Source organism: Propioniferax innocua (genome assembly GCF_006716235.1).
GTDB lineage: Bacteria > Actinomycetota > Actinomycetes > Propionibacteriales > Propionibacteriaceae > Propioniferax > Propioniferax innocua.
This window is the reverse complement of sequence record NZ_VFOR01000001.1, coordinates 541,168-557,451: the sequence shown is the minus strand read 5'-3', so window position 1 is coordinate 557,451 and position 16,284 is coordinate 541,168. Positions and strand designations below refer to the sequence as shown.

Sequence of the window (16,284 nt, the reverse complement as noted above, 5' to 3'; positions counted from 1 at the left end):
CATGTCATCGATCCACCCACTCGAGATTCCCAAATGGGGTATGACGATGGACGAGGGGACGCTCGTCGGCTGGCTCGTGGCCGAGGGTTCCGAGGTGTCGGCCGGGGACGCGGTGGCGAGCGTTGAATCCTCCAAGATCGCCGGCGACCTGGAAGCCGTCGAATCGGGCATCCTGCGACGTGTGCTGGCGCAGGAAGGCGAGACCCATCCGGTCGGGACGCTCGTCGGCGTCATCGCTGATGCGGACGTGTCCGACAGTGATATTCAGGACTACATCGACGCTCGTGTCGGTGCTGCCCCGGCCCCCGATGACTCGGGAAAGGCTGAGGAGACAGGACCGGCTGAGAGCGTCGGAGCGTCCGAGGAAGGCTCCCGTGATCTGGCGCCGACCACGTCGACGAAGGGGACATCATCGACCCCTGCCGCTCCTGCCGCTCCTGCCGGTGGCAGTGGTGACGTCGATGACGTTCGAATCCCCGAACGGTTCCGGGGTCGTGATGAATCGCCTGTCCCTGCAACCCCCCATGCGTCGAGGCTGGCCGAGCGGATGGGGATCATGCTCGCCGGTATCACACCGACTGCACGTGGTGGCCGCGTGAGTGTGCAGGATGTCCAGAAGGCGATCGCTGCCGAAGGCGGACACGTGGCCTTCGGCAATGACCGTCCGCGGGTTGGCCGGGTCGGTGTCCGTGCTGATGATTCACAGGTGGCGGCCACTCCGATCGCTCGACGGCTCGCTGCAGAGCACGGGGTGAATCTTCACGAGATCCGACCATCGGGCCGTGCCGACCGCGTCACACGCAGTGATGTGCTGGGGCATGTGGCTCGGTTCTCCAGCGGCGGGGCAGCAGAGTCTTTGTCCGCGGGTGATCCGGCACCATCGGCTTCAGGGAAACAGGAGAATCCTGTTCACCGCGAGCCGATGAGCGCGATGCGGAAGGTCATCGCCGGTCGTCTGCAGGAGAGTTACCAGCAGTCGCCACATTTCCGAGTGACGACCCACGCGCAGATCGATGCTCTCCTGGCGATTCGCGCCGAAGTGAATGAGCATCGTGACGATGCGCGGTTGACCGTCAACGACCTGGTGTTGGCGGCCGCGGCGCAGGCTCTTGTGGCTGTCCCCGGTATCAACGCTCAGTACGACTCAGCCACCGAGACCATCATGCGCTTCGAGCATGTGGATCTGTCGGTCGCGGTCTCGACCGACGAGGGGTTGATAACACCGATCGTCCGTGGAGCCGATCAGATGAAGGTGACCGAGATCTCTGCTGAGGTGACGGACCTGGCCACACGGGCCAAGGCGGGAACGTTGACGCCCGAGGAGTTCCAGGGCGGTACGTTCACCGTGTCGAATCTGGGGATGTTCGGCATCTCGCACTTCGACGCCATCATCAATCCACCCCAGGTGGCGATCCTGGCGGTCGGTGGTGGGAGCCGGGAGTTCGTACCTGATGACGATGGTGCGCCGGTGCTTCGAACACTGCTGCCGCTGACCCTGTCTTCGGACCATCGGGTGATTGATGGCGCCATGGCTGCGCGGTACTGCAGCGAGCTGAAGCGTCTTCTGGAAACGCCCAGCCTGATCTTCGCCTGAGGAGTGCATCATGTCCGACGTTCGTGAATGTGATGTCGTCGTGATCGGCGCGGGGCCGGGCGGGTACCCGGCGGCGATCCGTGCAGCGCAGTTGGGGCTGAAAACGGTGATCGTGGAACGGGATGCTCCCGGCGGGATCTGCCTCAACTGGGGGTGCATCCCCACCAAGAGTCTTCTGCACACCGCCGAGTTGATTCGCGGTGGGATGCAGTCTGCCCCACATGGTGTGCGGTACGGCGAGCCGGAGGTGTCCATCGCTGATGTCGTGGCTCATTCCAGAGCCGTCTCGGCGCAGCTTGCCTCCGGTGTCACCGGACTTCTCGCCGGTCACGGCGCGGAACTCGTCAACGGAGTTGCTCGTGTGGTGGACAAGGGAGAGGTGGAGGTGGAAACATCCCCCGGCCGGACCATGCGGTTGTTGGCCGATCACATCATCGTGGCCACCGGGGCGAAGCCTCGCCAGCTGGATGGGATCGACATGGGTGATTCCCGTGTGTGGACCTATCGTGAAGCCCTCATCCCAGACCGGATCCCCGACTCACTCGTGGTTGTGGGATCTGGCGCCATAGGTTCGGAGTTCGCGTCGATCTATCAGGCACTGGGCTCGAGAGTCACCCTGCTCGAGGCTGCTTCGGCAGTGCTTCCCGCCGAAGAAGCTGCTGTTTCGGAGGTGGTGGACGCTGCTTTGAGTTCTCGAGGCATCGTGACCGCTGCCGATGCGACCATCGTGGGGGTCGACCAGTCCGACTCCGAATCGATCATGGTGGAGTGGGAGACCTCGGCCGGTGATCGGCAGCGGTCCGGTTGTGACGCCATGTTGCTGGCAGTGGGGGTCCAGGCGAACACCAGCGGGCTGGGGCTGGAGAGATTCGACATCCTGCGGGGTGACGGGTCGATCATCACCGACGATGCCGGTAAAACCGGCGTGTGGGGTCTCTATGCCGTCGGTGATGTGGCCGGGGGACCCTGCTTGGCGCACAAGGCCACCGCCGAAGCCATTCGATGTGTGGATGCATTGGCTGGCGTCCGCCGAGTGCCGGAACCAGGTGATTGGAAGGAGTGGATACCTCGTTGCACGTACACCGACCCGGAGGTGGCCAGCATCGGGATCTCGGCAGCCGAGGCGCGACGTCGCGGGTATGACGTTGCCACGGGGAAGGTCTCCATGGCCGATAATGGCCGCTGCCTGGGGGCAGGGGAGACAACCGGGTTCGCAGAGGTGACGATCGACAGGGATTCTGGACGATTCGTCGGCGCGAATCTTGTGGGGGCCGGGGTCACAGAACTGATCGGGATGATAAGTGTCGCCCATACCGCGCAGATGACGGCAGCGGAATTCGCTCGCTCGATCATTCCCCATCCCACTCGCTCGGAAGTGGTGCACGAAGCGGTTCTCAAGGCACTCGGTCGCCCGGTCAATTCCTTGTGAATCCGGTAGGTGGACTCGGTAGACTCCGCGTGTGGCCGGACTGATCAACGACGAGGACATCGCAGAGGTCCGGGCCCGCGCGCGTATCGACGACATCGTCGGTGCGCACGTGATGCTCAAGCGCGCCGGCTCCGGAACCCTCAAGGGGCTGTGCCCGTTTCATGACGAAAAGACCCCTTCGTTCCAGGTGACTCCCTCGCGAGGGTTCTTCCACTGCTTCGGTTGTGGTGAGGGCGGCGATGTCATCACGTTCGTGCAGAAGATCGACAACCTGTCGTTCGTGGAGGCCGTCGAGATGCTGGCCGACAAGGTCGGCGTCCAACTGCGCTACACCGATGGCGGTGGTCACCGCACTGAACCCGGGCTGCGGACCCGCATCCTCGAAGCCAATCAGGCCGCAGCGGAATTCTTCGAACGCCAGCTCATGACGCCGGCAGCGCTCGCCGGGCGTCAGTTCTTGGATCAAAGAGGGTTCAGCCGTGAGGCGGCTGAGCATTTCGGCGTCGGCTTCGCCCCGCGAGGAGGCCGGGACCTGCGTCACCATCTGGAACGACAGGGGTTCCCCTCCAGTGTTCTGATCAAGGCCGGGCTCGTGCGGGAGAACGGTGGCTGGGATTTCTTCCAGGGACGCCTGCTGTGGCCCATCCGGGACTCCGGCGGTCACGTGGTGGGGTTCGGTGCCCGCCGCATCTTCGACGACGACCGCATGCCCGCCAAATACATCAACACCACCGACACCCCGGTGTACCGCAAGTCGAGTGTGCTCTACGGTCTGGATCTGGCCCGGCGCAATATCGGCAAGAAGGCCCAGGCTGTGGTGGTCGAGGGATACACCGATGTGATGGCCGCCCACCTGGCAGGGGTCGACACGGCAGTGGCCTCGTGCGGCACCGCTTTTGGTGACGACCATGCCAAACTCCTGCAACGGCTCATGGGTAACCATGACGCCTTCAACGGCGAGGTCATCTTCACCTTCGATGGTGACGCTGCCGGTCAGGCTGCGGCCATGAAGGTATTCAAGGGCGACCGGAACTTCACCTCACAGACGTACGTGGCCGTGGAACCCAACGGGCTCGATCCCTGCGACCTGCGCCTGCAACACGGCGATGAGGCTGTGCGTGACCTGATCGGCCAGCGCATCCCGCTGTACCGGTTCGTGATGGAACGCACCATCGCCGAGTTCGACCTCGATCGGGCCGACGGACGCCTCGCAGCACTGCGGGCGGCCGCGCCCCTTGTGACCTCGGTGCGTGACAAGGGTCTGGTGGGGCAGTACGCCCGTGAGCTGTCGGGCCTCATCGGGATAGACATGGATGAGGTCCGTCGTGAAATCGCCCGCGCACAGCGTCGTGGTGACCGCCCGGAACCGGAACCACGCAGACGTTCACAGCCTGTCAAGGGAGATGGCCCCGAACCCGAGCAGCCGAGCAGGCGGGGCGTGCCCATTCCGCCCCCCGGGGTTCGGGAACTCGCGGTGGAACGCGACACCCTCAAACTGCTCATCCAGCATCCCGAGCTGCTTGACGCGTCGTGGTACGGCATCGAAGCGGACGACTTCACCGCCGATGCCTACAAGATGGTCTACGAAGCCGCTCGCGAAGCGGCCACGACAGGTGTGCGGGAATGGGCGTCGGGGATGCGTGACCTCACCGAAGATCCGGGTGTGGCCGGTCTCATCGTCGAACTGGCTGTGGAGCCGATCCTGCACGAGCCCGATGCCCGCTATTTCGCCACACATGCGGCCAAGTTGCGGCTGCTCACGGTTCTGCGACAGATCGCTGACCTCAAATCGTGGCTGCAGCGCACCGACCCCATCGAGGGCGGGGACGAGTATCGTCGCCGCTTCGGCGAGCTGCTGGAACTCGAACAACGACGAACGCGCCTGCAGACCGCCAGCGTCGGTTTCAACGACTGACGATCCGCGGGCGCGGAGGTCGTGCTGTGATGCCCTGCTCGTGATGAGCAGGGAGGCAGATCAGCCCTTCATGGCTGCGCGTTCGCTCTCGGCGTCCAGCTCGTCCTCACCCTTGTCGCCGGTGAGGACTGAGTAGGTGGCTCCCGCGATCAGGGCGCCCACCACCGGGGCGAGCAGGAACACCGAGCGCGTAGGCGCCGGTCAGCACGGTGAGGCCGAAAGCGAGCGAGACGCCCGCCCAGCCGATGCCAACGGGGAAATTGGAGTCGGTGACTGCGGTGGCTGCCAGCACAGCGGAGCCGCAACCGCCGAACACGAGCCAGAAAGTACCGAGAAGCTCGGCCCAGAGACGTTGAGGCATGGTGGGTGACATGGTGAAACCTTTCGAAACTGTCGCCACGGGAAGTGACCGACGCAAGAACCATAACTGTTGAACGTGGAACCATCATGATCCGTGGGCAGATGTTGTCCTGTGACGCCGTGATGATCCCGGTGTTGTCCAGGGGATGACTCCACATCCACACCTCACGACGGTGTGGCGCACGTGCGAACTCATGAACATGTCGGCATGGACATCACACACCTGCCCACAGCCACCGACGTCTCCGCCGACCGCAGCGGATCTGGAACCTACCGATGGTCACAGGATCAGTCGCTCACCCAGAGCGAGGAGGACGAGCTGATCAGAACGATCGAGATCGGAACGCTGGCCGCCGCCGCTCTCGATGGACAGTTGCGCAGTACCGCCACCCGGCGCGAGCTGGGGATACTCGTGGCCGAGGGGCAGCGGGCGCGTGAACGCTATCTGACCGGAAACCTCGGCCTGGTGCTCTACTTCGCCAACCGTGCCGCACACCGCTTCTGCGGCTCTGTGGATGACCTCGTCCAAGAGGGATTCCTCGGTCTGGTTCAGGCCATGGAGCGGTTCGACCCTGACGCCGGCGTCCGCTTCGCCACCTATGCCTCTTCGTGGATCCGTGCGGCCATCGACGATGCGGTGCGTCGCGAGAGTGGCCTTGGACGCCACACCGCTCGGGGGCTGCGTCGGCTCCAACGGGTGGAGGTCGAGCTCGAGCAGGAGCAGGGACGTCGGCCCCGCCTCGAGGAACTGGCTGCCCGCACCGGTCGTTCCCTCACCTGGGTCAGCGAGATGGTGGCTCACGCCCCGCCGCTGTCTCTGGATGACATCGTGCCCGACGTCCTTCCGGGACGTCCTGACCCCGGTGCCGACGACCGGCGTCTGTATGCGTGGGTGGCCTCGGCCATCGAGACACTTCCGGAGGATGAAGGTGAGGTCGTCCGGCGTCGATTCGGGTTGGATGGGGAGCCGCCGCGCTCACTGGAGGCAGTGGCGGCGGGGCTGCGGATGTCGAAACGTCGGTGTCGACGCCTCGAGCAGTCCGCCCTCGCTCGATTGCGCGTCCTGCCCGAGGCGGCATGATGGAGTCATGTTCGAAGCACTGCGTGGTCGACGGCTGGACCGTGACGTCCAGAGATCCCTCACCGAGATCGGTGGTGGCGCTGCCCGGGCACTGGCCTGGGGCCGGGACGCACGAGGACGTTGGTGCGTCCTCAGCCGAGCGGGGCTGTTCGTCGGCGAGCCGGGGGAGTGGAAGCGTTGGCGCTGGCCGGAGGTGGAGAACGGCAGTTGGAACAACGACCTGCGCACCCTGAAATGGAAGCACTCCACCGGAACCGCCACGTTCCGTCCCGACGGCGATCCGAGAGACATCCCCTTGGTGTTCAAGGAACTGGTCGAATCCTCGATCCTCGTCGCCGAGCACGTCGAGATCCCCGAGACCCGCAACGGTGGGGATGTGGCGGGGCGTCGGGACCCGGGCGATCCTTCCGCGCCCATCGTGTGGACAGCGACGCTGGGACGCGGCACCAAGGACACTCCCGAGAACCGTGCGGTGCTGAACGATGCACTCGCCGCACTGCGGGCCCAGTATGAGTGAGCCCAGCATGAGTGAGCCGGACGCGAGTGGCCGCTGGTTCATGACGCACAGATGATGTAGTGATGCACAGATGATGCAGGAGAAACAGAAAGCCGACTCTGACCTGCATTCGGCAAGTCAGAGCCGGCTTCCTCCATGGCTCCCCGGACTGGATTCGAACCAGTAACCCTTCGATTAACAGTCGAATGCTCTGCCGTTGAGCTACCGGGGATCGGCGCGATGCACGACTGTAGCAGAACCATCCATGGATGCTCAATCGCGGGAGCTGATGCGATCTGGTCTTGCGATTCCACCGCAGATCATGGCACTCACGCTCACCAAGCCCTATGATCGGCCAGTCAAGCCACACCGAGGGCCAGTACACGACGACGTGGGGGAATGCCATGAAGCCCGAACCAACAGGAGATCATCTCCGGCAATATCGATCGACGGGGAAACCCGCCGAGGTCGATGGACGCTCCCCGGGTGAACGTGCGGAGCCGGTCGAGCGAAAGACCATGCAGGTACGCTGGGCCGGGTTCTTCGGCGGACTCCTCGGTGCGGTGATCGTCTATCTCCTCATGGGAGAGGTCGCGCATTCAGCGAAACTCACGGCGGCCACCGCCGTACTCATGGGCGTGTGGTGGATGACCGAAGCGTTGCCCATCCCGGCCACGGCGCTCGTTCCGCTGGTCGCCTTCCCGATCTTCGGCGGCGTGAAGTTCGACGATGTCGGCGGCTCCTACGGCAACAACATCATCTTCCTGTTCATGGGCGGCTTCCTGCTGGCCCTGGCCATGCAGCGGTGGAACCTGCACCGACGCATCGCACTGGCCACGGTGCTGCTCATGGGCAGCAAGCCCTCCATGGTGATCGCAGGGTTCATGATCGCCACCGGATTCTTGAGCATGTGGGTCTCCAACACCGCCACGGCGGTCATGATGTTGCCGATCGGTGTCTCGGTGGTGCTGTTGGTGAACAAGCTCACCGACGGGGAACTGGATTCCGATGCAGAACCTGAGGCCGAGTCATCCGGCGGCGCCGATGATCCCGAGGCGGGAGCAGGAGACGCCCTCGCGACGGTCAAGAAGTCCAATTTCGGCACCGCGCTGATGCTCGGCATCGCCTACGCGGCCTCGCTGGGGTCGCTGGGCACCATCATCGGAACGCCACCCAACACCCTCATGGTCGGATACCTGGCCGACAACCATGACATCCACATCGGGTTCGGCCAGTGGATGCTCGTCGGCGTTCCGCTCGCGATCGTGTTCATGACGATCGCGTGGTTCCTGCTGACCAAGGTGCTGTTCAAGCCCGAGATCGACCATCTGCCCGGTGGGCGTCAGTTCATGCGTGAGGAGCTGAACAAATTGGGGCCGATCTCCCGCGGTGAGGTGATGGTGCTCATCATCTTCATCCTCGCGGCAGTGTCGTGGATCACGGTGCCGTTCCTGTTCCCTGACCTGAACAAGGCCGATTCGGTGATCGCGATGGCGGTGGGGCTCATCCTGTTCATCCTGCCCTCCGGGTCCGGACGCGGCGTCAAACTGCTCGACTGGGACTCGGCGGTGAAGCTGCCGTGGGGCGTGCTCCTGCTCTTCGGCGGTGGTCTGGCATTGTCGAGCCAGTTCGGCGACAGCGGACTGACCGATTGGATCGGTGAGCGTGCAGCCGGCCTGGGTGGCGTCCCCCTGGTCATCCTCGTCGTCGTGTTCGCCGCAGCGATCCTGTTCCTCACCGAACTCACGTCGAACACAGCCACCGCCGCGACGTTCCTCCCCGTCGCCGGAGGTGTGGCACTCGGCTTGGGCATGCATCCGATGCTGCTGGCGATCCCCGTGGCGCTCGCCGCCACGTGTGCGTTCATGCTGCCGGTGGCGACGCCGCCCAACGCGATCGCATTCGGTTCAGGCTATGTGACCATCGGTCAGATGGTGCGCGGTGGCCTGTGGCTGAACCTCATCGGGATCGTACTCATCACCCTCACCACGATGACGCTGGCCACGTGGGTGTTCTCCCTCATGGGGTGAGCCGTGCGCGCATCCTCTCGGTGAGTTCGGCCAGGGTCTCGGCCTCGGTGAGGTCGAGAGAGGCGTCGAAGATCTGGGCGATGTGCTCGCGATGCACTGAACCGACGTGACGCAACCGCTCCAGCCCGGCGTCGGTCAGCGTCACCTCCGATGCGCGGCCATCGTTCGGACAGGCACGTTTGGTCACCCACCCGCGCTCGAGAAGCTGGTTGACCCGATAGCTCATCCGCGGGATGGAGAACACGACGCGGCGCGCCAGTGCACTGAGCGTCAGCGTCCGCTCGGGGGCCTCGGCCAGGCTCACCAGCATGTTGAACTCGCCCAGGTCGCTGCCGGTCTCGGTGCGCAGCGCCTCGTCCAGACGGGTGATGAGGAGCTGGGAAGCCTCGAAATACCGACGCCACGCATCGAGGGTGCGGTTCTCCGCCAACAGCGGTCGGTCGGTCATCGCTGCTCCAGGATCTGCTCGAAGGGCGTGACGCCGGCGGGATCCAGGGGATCTGCGGTCTTGTCGGCACGGACGCCTCCGCCGACGCTCCCCGAGGCCCAAGCCATCAGCTCCGCGGCGGCGGTCTCGATGCGGCGAGTCAGTCTCGTCGCATCCTCGGGGTCGCCCCAGTCGTCGGTGGCGGCGAACACCGAAGTGGGGATGACCAGACCCTTGAGGTATCCCAGCATCGGTCGAAGGGTGTTCTCGGCCGCCAAGGAATGACGCGGGGTGCCGCCGGTGCTTGCCAGGAGGACGGGCGTGGCGGCGAGCGCACCCTCGTCGACCAATTGCCAGAACAGCATGTGGATGCCCACCGGAGCGGTCTTGTAGATGGGGGTCGCGGTGATGACCGCATCGGCCTGCTGGACCGCCTCGAAGGCTTCCTCCAACTCCGGGTCGGGCGTCGGCGTCACCGTCATGTTGACCAGACCCGTGGCGAGTCGACGCAGGTTGATGCGCGTGACCACGGGGTCGATGCCATTCGTCCGGGCCGATGCAACGGCGGCGTCGATGAGGCGTTCGGTCAGCCTGGTGGTGGAGGACTCGCTGCTGAGACCGGTCCAGACGGCGGTGAGGCGCATCATTCTCCTTCGCGTTCGTTCACGGCGGGGGATCCGGGGCGTCCGCCGGGAGCCGGGTCCTTGCCTGCTCGGTGACGCTCCACGAGCCACTCGTGTGTTGGGGCATCGGGTACGTCGGCGGGGCGCCGTGCATCGAACTCCTTGCGGAGCGCCGGTGCCACATCCTCGCCGAGCATGTCGATCTGCTCCAACACGGTCTTCAACGGTAGCCCGGCATGGTCGATCAGGAAGAGCTGACGCTGGTAGTCACCGGCCCACTCCTGGAACGACAGTGTGCGCTCGATGACCTGTTCGGGCGTTCCGACGGTCAGCGGCGTCTGGGCCGTGAACTCCTCCAGCGAAGGGCCGTGGCCGTACACCGGTGCGTTGTCGAAGTAAGGGCGGAACTCACGCACCGCGTCCTGGGAAGTGCGTCGCATGAACACCTGGCCGCCCAAGCCCACGAAGGCCTGATGGGCAGCACCGTGGCCGTAGTGCTCGAAGCGCTGGCGGTACAGATTCACCATGCGTGCGGTGTGGGACATGGGCCAGAAGATGTTGTTGTGAAAGAACCCGTCCCCGTAATAGGCGGCCTGCTCGGCGATCTCCGGTGAGCGGATGGAGCCGTGCCACACGAACGGTGCCACGTCGTCCAGTGGGCGAGGAGTCGCGGTGAAATCCTGCAGGGGAGTGCGGTAGCGGCCGTTCCAGTCCACCGACTCCTCACGCCACAGGCGATGCAGCAGGGCGTAGTTCTCCACCGCCAGCGGGATTCCAGCGCGGATGTCCTTGCCGAACCACGGATAGACCGGTCCGGTGTTGCCGCGCCCCAACATGAGATCCACCCGGCCCAGCGACAGATGCTGCACGTAGGAATAGTCCTCGGCGATGCGCACCGGGTCGGTGGTGGTTATCAGGGTGGTGGCGGTGCTCAACCGGATGCTGTCGGTCATGGCGGCCAGATGAGCCATCAGGATCGGAGGGTTGGCCGGGGCCACGAAGGGCGGATTGTGGTGTTGTCCGGTGGCGAACACATCCAGGCCCGCCTGCTCGGCGTGGCGGGCGATCGTCACGGTGTTCTGGATCCGTTCGTGCTCGCTCGGAGCGTGACCGGTGGTGGGATCGACCGTGACGTCGCCGATGGTGAAGATTCCGATGTCCATGAGGGCCTCTTCGTTCTGCCCGCGACGCGGAGCTCGGGTTCGACAATCGACCATATTAGTTAAATATTGAACCAATATCAAGTTGTGGAAACCGAGGGCCTCGGGGCAGGGAGTCTTACAACCGCACCTGACGCGTCCGTTGTTCTTCGGTCACGACGCCACTGGTGGTGGGGGTGAACATGCCGTAGACACGGTGGACCTTCGGGCCCGGGCGTTCGGCGATGAAGCGATGGATCTCACCGTCGATGGCGTGGATCGCCGCACCGTCCTCGACGCCGTAACCGTCCGGCAGGGCACCGGTGGCGATCGAGTTCGCGAACAGGGGAGCGCGCTCGGCCTCACCGTCGTAGTGCGGGCAGAAGCTGCCGTTGATCAGCCCCATGCCACCGCGCCAGGTGCGCAGGGCGTCGGCTCCGAAGGAGTCGGTGGTGCACCCTTCGAACCAGGCGCTGGCCCCGGCCGAGAGTCCGGCCAGAACGAGGTTCCCGTTCTTGATGCGGCGCTTGATCATGTCGGTGACGCCGTGGGCCTGCCACAGCGCGAGCAGGTTGACCGTGGAGCCACCGCCGACATAGAGGATGTCGGCCTCCTCGGCCTGCTTCACCGAATCGGCGGCGTTCTCCCACAGCGTCAACACCGAGGTGCGGACGCCAGTGGGTGCGAAGGCATCGAAGAAACGGCGCACATAGGCCGGATCATCGGCCGAAGCCGTGGGTACGAAGCACACCATGGGGTGCGGTTCGTCGCAGAGATTTATCACGTAACGGTCGAGGTTGGTGACTGTTTTGTCGCTCGACATCGAGAAACCCCCGCCACCCATTGCCACGATGTGTGTTGTCATGGCACCAATGCTTCCATGAGCTCGGCTGTGGGTTTGACCCGGACCGGAGGACAGCGTGGCTGACACGGACTTGGTGGTCATCGCTGGCGGGACTGCGGCGGTGGCCCCGACTCCCTGAGCTCCATCTCCCTGAGCGCCATCGACTCGGCGATGCTGCACCCCGGTGCGCCGGTGTTGTTGGTCGACGCCACCGCACCGATCCTCGGCGCGTGTGTCGGCTCCTCGGCGCACGGCGGCGCTTGATTGAAGAGCGGGGTCTGAAGCGGCGGGAGGTCAGCCCATGTCCGCGAGGAAGGATTCGGCCCAGCGGTCGATGTCATGGGTGAACACCTGCTCACGCAGTGCCGCCATCCGGCGTTGGCGTTCTTCGGGAGCGTCCGTGGCGGCTCGAAGCATCGTGGCCTTCATGCCGTTGATGTCGTACGGGTTTATGGAGTAGGTCCACTCGCTGAGTTCATCGGCCGCGCCGGTGAACTCGCTCAGCACCAGTGCGCCGTCACCATTGCGCCGACAGGCGATGTACTCCTTGGCCACGAGGTTCATGCCATCGCGCAGTGGCGAGACCACCATGACATCGGCGGCGGAGTACATCGCGACCATCTCTTCACGCGGGTAATGCGTGTGGAGGTAGGTCACCGGCTGGCGCCCGATCCGGCCGACCGAACCGTTGATCCGCCCGACGATGCGATCGATCTCGTCGCGCAGCATCTTGTATTCCTCGACGCGTTCCCGCGAAGGTGTGGCCACCTGCAGGAAGGCGGCCCTGTCCGGGTCGAGCTGGCCGGAGGTGACGAGCTCGCCGAACGCGCGGAGACGGTGCTTGATGCCCTTGGTGTAGTCGAGCCGGTCGACGCCGAGGAACAACAGCTCGGGGTCGTCGAGTTCGGCGCGGATCTCGCGGGCACGTTCCTGGACGGCGGGGTCGGCTGCCAGGTCGGCGAAACGCTGCGTCGGAATGGAGATGGGGTAGGCGCGGGCGGCGCAGACACGTCCGTCGGGGAGTGTCACGGTGTCGTCACCGGTCGGGTAACCGAGACGTTCGGAGACCAGATGAATGAAGTTGCTCGCTCCGCCGGCGATCTGGAAACCGACCAGGTCGGAGCCGAGCAGACCGTCCAGGATCTCGGCCCGCCACGGGAGCTGCACGAAGAGTTCCATCGGCGGGAAGGGGATGTGCAGGAAGAAACCGATGTACAGGTCGGGACGCAGCGTCCGGAGCATGCGGGGGACCAGGAGCAGTTGATAGTCCTGCACCCACACCTGCGCGCCTTCTGCAGCCACTGCGGCAGCGGCCTCGGCGAAACGGCGATTGACGCGTACGTAGGCGTCCCACCATTCGCGATGGTATTCGGGGAAGGCGACACCGTCGTGGAACAGCGGCCAGAGCGTCGCATTGGAGAAGCCCTCGTAATACTCGGTGACGTCCTGTGCGGACAGGGACACAGGAACGAGTTGGATCCCGTCGTGGACGAAGGGCTCGAGCTCTTCATCGGGCGAACCGGGCCAGCCCACCCAGGCGCTGCCCCTGCGTGACTGCATGACTGGCTCCAGCGCGGTGACGAGGCCGCCGGGCGAGGTGCGCCAGGTCTCGGAACCATCATCGGCCACCACCCGATCCACGGAGAGTCGGTTGGCGACCACGACGAAATCGGAACGTTTCTCGAACTGGTTGTTCATGAACCCCTCCTGGCCCGGATCTTACTGTGGCTGTGTGACAGTGGACCCATGAGCCTCTTCGATGATCTCGCCGGCCCGGCCCGAGAAGCCCTTGACCGATTCCTCGCAGACCCCTCCCGGGCTCTGGTGGCCACCGACTTCGACGGCACCATCTCCCCGCTCGTGGACGACCCCGAGGCCGCCGGCGCTGATCCGCGTGCAGTGGCTGGTCTGGCCGCCCTCGCCGAAGCCGGCGCGCACGTTGCGATCATCACCGGACGTCCCGTGCACACGGCTGTCCGGCTGGGACGCTTCGGAGAGCACCCAGCGTTGAAGCGCCTGGTGGTGCTGGGGCAGTACGGCGTCGAGAGGTGGGATGCCGCCACCGGCCAGTTCGATCTGCCCGAGGATCCGCCCGCGGTACGGGAGTTCGCAGTCAAGCTTCCCCAGCTGTTGGCCGACGCCGGCTGGCCCGATCTCCATGTGGAGGACAAGGGCCGGGCCGTCGGAGTGCACACGCGTCGGGCCAGTGACCCGGCCGCTGCCATGGAAGCGATCCGGGGTCCGGTGGCTGAACTCGCCGAACTCCTCGGCCTCAGGCTGGAGCCCGGTCACAACATCCTCGAGGTGCGTGCCCGAGGCGTCGACAAGGGGGACGCCCTGCGGGCACTGGTGGCTGAGAACGCAGCTGAAACCGTCGTGTTCTGCGGCGACGACTTGGGAGACCTGCCGGCGTTCGAGGCGGTTCGATCGTTGCGGTCGGCGGAGACGGGCGGTGAGCCGGGGGTGGCCGGTTTCTCGGTGGCGGTTGCCGCCGATGCCGATCATCCCGTGGTGGAGAAAGCCGACCTCGTGGTGCCTGATGTGCCGGCTGTCGCCGACCTGTTCACTGCACTCGCAGCCAAGGTCAGTGAATAACAGGCAGGCTTTGCGGCCCTGCCGGGTCAGGACGGTTGGCTCATGGAACAGACCCCGGCCACGAACAGGGCGGCACATCCTGCGAGCCATGTGAGCGAACTGATCGTGGGGGCGGCCACGCTCATGCCGCCGGTCGGGAGCCCCGTCGCCCGCGCCGCCGTCCAGCAGGGGACCACGAGGCCGAAGACCCATGCCACCACCATCGCCAGTGGCAGGAGCCGTGTCGTGAGAGTCATGGCGCAACTTTAGGGGTGCAGTGGCCGGGGCATCGATCTGTGCTCCGTTGAGCTCGTATCACCGCGTATCCACGAGCGGATTGCGTTCTGGTTGGAGCAGCTCCGAGATCCGGGAGGTCAGGTCGTTGCCTGGAGAACGACAGGAGGTGCCAGAATGTGACCCACTCCATACTTTGGTGAACGCCCCGGGATGAGCCAAGGCGACGATGCCGACGACTGATCCCAGCGCCACAGCATCACGAGCAGGAGAGCGATCCATGATTCTCGACACCCACCGACCGGTGTGGATGACCGATGACCTCGACGATGTCCAGACCTTGGCGCGGACCTTTCTGGACAAGGAGGTCGTTCCCCACCTCGCGCGGTGGTCCGAGCAGCGCGCGGTGGACCGTGACCTGTGGCGTGTGGCCGGGGCGGCGGGGTTGCTGTGTCTGTCGATCCCGGAGGAATACGGCGGCAGCGGGGGAACCTTCGCCCATGAGGCCGTCCTCACCTATGAGCAGGGACGCGTCGGCGATGATGCTTGGGCGAATGTCGTCCACAGTTCCATCGTGGCCCATTACATCCTCGCCTACGGCACCGAACAGCAGAAGCAGAGATGGTTGCCGGCCATGGCGAGCGGCGATCTCGTCGGCGCCATCGGCATGACCGAACCGGGAACCGGGTCGGACCTGCAGCAGATCCGCACCAGAGCACGCCGCGAGGGCGATGAGTACGTGATCAACGGATCGAAGACGTTCATCTCCAACGGCACGCACTGTGACCTCATCGTGCTGGTCGCTCGCACCTCCGACGAACCCGGAGGCAAGGGGCTGTCCCTCATCGTGGTCGAGACCAAGGACCTGGAGGGGTTCGAACGGGGGCGGGTGCTCGACAAGATCGGAGCTCACGGGCAGGACACCCGCGAACTGTCCTTCACCGACTGCCGTGTGCCGACTGGCAATCTCTTGGGCGCAGAGGGGCAGGGGTTCGGCCAGCTGATGCAGCAACTCGCACAGGAACGTCTGGCCATCGCCGTTCAGGCCGTCGGGGCCGCGGAGGGGGCACTGCGTCTTGCACGGGACTATGCCAAGGAGCGCACGGCCTTCGGTCAGCCCCTCATGGGGTTCCAGAACACCCGATTCGTCCTCGCGGAATGCGCGGCGGAGACCTTCGCGGCGCGAACCATGCTCGATGCCTGCATCGCCAGCCACATCGCAGGAGACCTCGACGCCGCGGGGGCCTCGCTGGTGAAGTTCCACACGACCGACGTGCAGTGTCGCGTCATCGATCGCTGCCTGCAGATCTTCGGAGGCTACGGCTACATGACCGAATTCCCCATCGCCCGCATGTATGCGTCGGCACGGGTCCAGAAGATCTATGGCGGCACCAACGAGATCATGAAGGAACTCGTTGCGCGGACCCTGTGAGCCAACTGGCTCTCCACCGGGCTTTCGTGGGGCGTGCGGGGCTTGAACCCGCGACCAAGGGATTATGAGTCCCGTGCTCTGACCAGCTGAGCTAACGCCCCGGAGA

Annotated in this window: 15 protein-coding genes, 2 tRNA genes and 1 pseudogene; 8 read left to right on the top strand and 10 right to left on the bottom strand. The window is 65.0% G+C overall.

The features are described 5' to 3' along the window. Position 1: 1 nt before the first annotated feature. The 3 genes from FB460_RS02550 to dnaG are packed head-to-tail and all read left to right on the top strand — an operon-like array spanning position 2 to position 4,938. Positions 2-1,594, top strand: coding sequence for a 2-oxo acid dehydrogenase subunit E2 (locus tag FB460_RS02550; protein WP_142092535.1), 1,593 nt, complete (start codon positions 2-4; stop codon positions 1,592-1,594). 10 nt (positions 1,595-1,604) lie between these two features. After that, on the top strand, positions 1,605-3,023 hold the full coding sequence (gene lpdA, locus FB460_RS02545) for a dihydrolipoyl dehydrogenase (RefSeq protein ID WP_142092534.1): 1,419 nt from the start codon (positions 1,605-1,607) through the stop codon (positions 3,021-3,023). A 31-nt stretch (positions 3,024-3,054) separates the two neighbouring features. Next, positions 3,055-4,938: a DNA primase gene (gene dnaG, locus FB460_RS02540; protein ID WP_142092533.1), complete on the top strand. Its 1,884-nt coding sequence runs from the start codon at positions 3,055-3,057 to the stop codon at positions 4,936-4,938. Positions 4,939-4,998: 60 nt separating this feature from the next. Here dnaG and FB460_RS13400 read toward each other — a convergent pair whose 3' ends face one another. Both FB460_RS13400 and FB460_RS13275 read right to left on the bottom strand, forming a co-directional pair. Further along, positions 4,999-5,121: a hypothetical protein gene (locus FB460_RS13400; RefSeq protein ID WP_281281830.1), complete on the bottom strand. Its 123-nt coding sequence runs from the start codon at positions 5,119-5,121 to the stop codon at positions 4,999-5,001. A gap of 13 nt (positions 5,122-5,134) precedes the next feature. Then, positions 5,135-5,299, bottom strand: a pseudogene (locus FB460_RS13275) (aquaporin Z); the annotation flags it as partial. Positions 5,300-5,506: 207 nt separating this feature from the next. Here FB460_RS13275 and FB460_RS02530 point away from each other — a divergent pair. Beyond that, positions 5,507-6,379: a sigma-70 family RNA polymerase sigma factor gene (locus FB460_RS02530; protein WP_142092532.1), complete on the top strand. Its 873-nt coding sequence runs from the start codon at positions 5,507-5,509 to the stop codon at positions 6,377-6,379. Positions 6,380-6,386: 7 nt separating this feature from the next. Then, on the top strand, positions 6,387-6,896 hold the full coding sequence (locus tag FB460_RS02525) for a hypothetical protein (protein ID WP_142092531.1): 510 nt from the start codon (positions 6,387-6,389) through the stop codon (positions 6,894-6,896). Between the two features lie 136 nt (positions 6,897-7,032). Here FB460_RS02525 and FB460_RS02520 read toward each other — a convergent pair. Next, positions 7,033-7,107: transfer RNA gene (locus FB460_RS02520), tRNA-Asn, on the bottom strand. 172 nt (positions 7,108-7,279) lie between these two features. Between FB460_RS02520 and FB460_RS02515 the strand changes: the two genes are divergently transcribed. Next, positions 7,280-8,905, top strand: a complete 1,626-nt coding sequence (locus tag FB460_RS02515; protein ID WP_142092530.1) for an SLC13 family permease — start codon at positions 7,280-7,282, stop codon at positions 8,903-8,905. Here the strand turns inward: FB460_RS02515 and FB460_RS02510 are convergent. The 5 genes from FB460_RS02510 to FB460_RS02490 form a co-directional block, all read right to left on the bottom strand. Beyond that, positions 8,895-9,353 (bottom strand): MarR family winged helix-turn-helix transcriptional regulator, encoded by a 459-nt coding sequence (locus FB460_RS02510; RefSeq protein ID WP_142092529.1) that lies wholly within the window; start codon positions 9,351-9,353, stop codon positions 8,895-8,897. The genes FB460_RS02515 and FB460_RS02510 overlap by 11 nt on opposite strands. Further along, complete coding sequence (locus tag FB460_RS02505) at positions 9,350-9,976, bottom strand: CE1759 family FMN reductase (RefSeq protein WP_170209922.1); 627 nt, start codon at positions 9,974-9,976, stop codon at positions 9,350-9,352. The genes FB460_RS02510 and FB460_RS02505 overlap by 4 nt, the downstream gene beginning before the upstream one ends. After that, positions 9,976-11,118: an LLM class flavin-dependent oxidoreductase gene (locus FB460_RS02500; protein ID WP_142092527.1), complete on the bottom strand. Its 1,143-nt coding sequence runs from the start codon at positions 11,116-11,118 to the stop codon at positions 9,976-9,978. Before FB460_RS02500 ends, FB460_RS02505 begins: the two co-directional genes overlap by 1 nt. A 115-nt stretch (positions 11,119-11,233) precedes the next feature. Then, a complete protein-coding gene (locus FB460_RS02495; protein WP_142092526.1) occupies positions 11,234-11,959 on the bottom strand; it encodes a Type 1 glutamine amidotransferase-like domain-containing protein in 726 nt (241 codons plus the stop codon). A 273-nt stretch (positions 11,960-12,232) separates the two neighbouring features. Then, complete coding sequence (locus tag FB460_RS02490) at positions 12,233-13,636, bottom strand: alpha,alpha-trehalose-phosphate synthase (UDP-forming) (RefSeq protein WP_142092525.1); 1,404 nt, start codon at positions 13,634-13,636, stop codon at positions 12,233-12,235. A 48-nt stretch (positions 13,637-13,684) separates the two neighbouring features. Here FB460_RS02490 and otsB point away from each other — a divergent pair, with 48 nt between their 5' ends. Further along, positions 13,685-14,533: a trehalose-phosphatase gene (gene otsB / locus FB460_RS02485; RefSeq protein ID WP_142092524.1), complete on the top strand. Its 849-nt coding sequence runs from the start codon at positions 13,685-13,687 to the stop codon at positions 14,531-14,533. A gap of 26 nt (positions 14,534-14,559) precedes the next feature. Here the strand turns inward: otsB and FB460_RS02480 are convergent, their stop codons facing one another. Then, positions 14,560-14,769, bottom strand: a complete 210-nt coding sequence (locus tag FB460_RS02480; protein WP_142092523.1) for a hypothetical protein — start codon at positions 14,767-14,769, stop codon at positions 14,560-14,562. Between the two features lie 257 nt (positions 14,770-15,026). On the opposite strand from FB460_RS02480, the gene FB460_RS02475 reads away from it, so the two are divergent. Further along, the gene (locus tag FB460_RS02475) at positions 15,027-16,178 is read left to right on the top strand and encodes an acyl-CoA dehydrogenase family protein (RefSeq protein WP_142092522.1); all 1,152 of its coding nucleotides are present in this window, start codon (positions 15,027-15,029) and stop codon (positions 16,176-16,178) included. A gap of 27 nt (positions 16,179-16,205) precedes the next feature. On the opposite strand, the gene FB460_RS02470 is transcribed toward FB460_RS02475, so the two are convergent. Next, positions 16,206-16,279: transfer RNA gene (locus tag FB460_RS02470), tRNA-Ile, on the bottom strand. Positions 16,280-16,284 lie beyond the last annotated feature (5 nt).

Bases quoted from the DNA above. Each gene is read 5' to 3' on its own strand.
- lpdA (WP_142092534.1), top strand. From the start codon at position 1,605: ATGTCCGACGTTCGTGAATGTGATGTCGTCGTGATCGGCGCGGGGCCG.
- FB460_RS02505 (WP_170209922.1), bottom strand. From the start codon at position 9,976: ATGCGCCTCACCGCCGTCTGGACCGGTCTCAGCAGCGAGTCCTCCACC.
- FB460_RS02495 (WP_142092526.1), bottom strand. From the start codon at position 11,959: ATGACAACACACATCGTGGCAATGGGTGGCGGGGGTTTCTCGATGTCG.
- FB460_RS02475 (WP_142092522.1), top strand. From the start codon at position 15,027: ATGATTCTCGACACCCACCGACCGGTGTGGATGACCGATGACCTCGAC.
- FB460_RS02515 (WP_142092530.1), top strand. From the start codon at position 7,280: ATGAAGCCCGAACCAACAGGAGATCATCTCCGGCAATATCGATCGACG.
- FB460_RS02550 (WP_142092535.1), top strand. From the start codon at position 2: ATGTCATCGATCCACCCACTCGAGATTCCCAAATGGGGTATGACGATG.
- otsB (WP_142092524.1), top strand. From the start codon at position 13,685: ATGAGCCTCTTCGATGATCTCGCCGGCCCGGCCCGAGAAGCCCTTGAC.
- FB460_RS02525 (WP_142092531.1), top strand. From the start codon at position 6,387: ATGTTCGAAGCACTGCGTGGTCGACGGCTGGACCGTGACGTCCAGAGA.
- FB460_RS02530 (WP_142092532.1), top strand. From the start codon at position 5,507: ATGGACATCACACACCTGCCCACAGCCACCGACGTCTCCGCCGACCGC.
- FB460_RS02490 (WP_142092525.1), bottom strand. From the start codon at position 13,636: ATGAACAACCAGTTCGAGAAACGTTCCGATTTCGTCGTGGTCGCCAAC.
- FB460_RS02500 (WP_142092527.1), bottom strand. From the start codon at position 11,118: ATGGACATCGGAATCTTCACCATCGGCGACGTCACGGTCGATCCCACC.
- FB460_RS02510 (WP_142092529.1), bottom strand. From the start codon at position 9,353: ATGACCGACCGACCGCTGTTGGCGGAGAACCGCACCCTCGATGCGTGG.
- FB460_RS02480 (WP_142092523.1), bottom strand. From the start codon at position 14,769: ATGACTCTCACGACACGGCTCCTGCCACTGGCGATGGTGGTGGCATGG.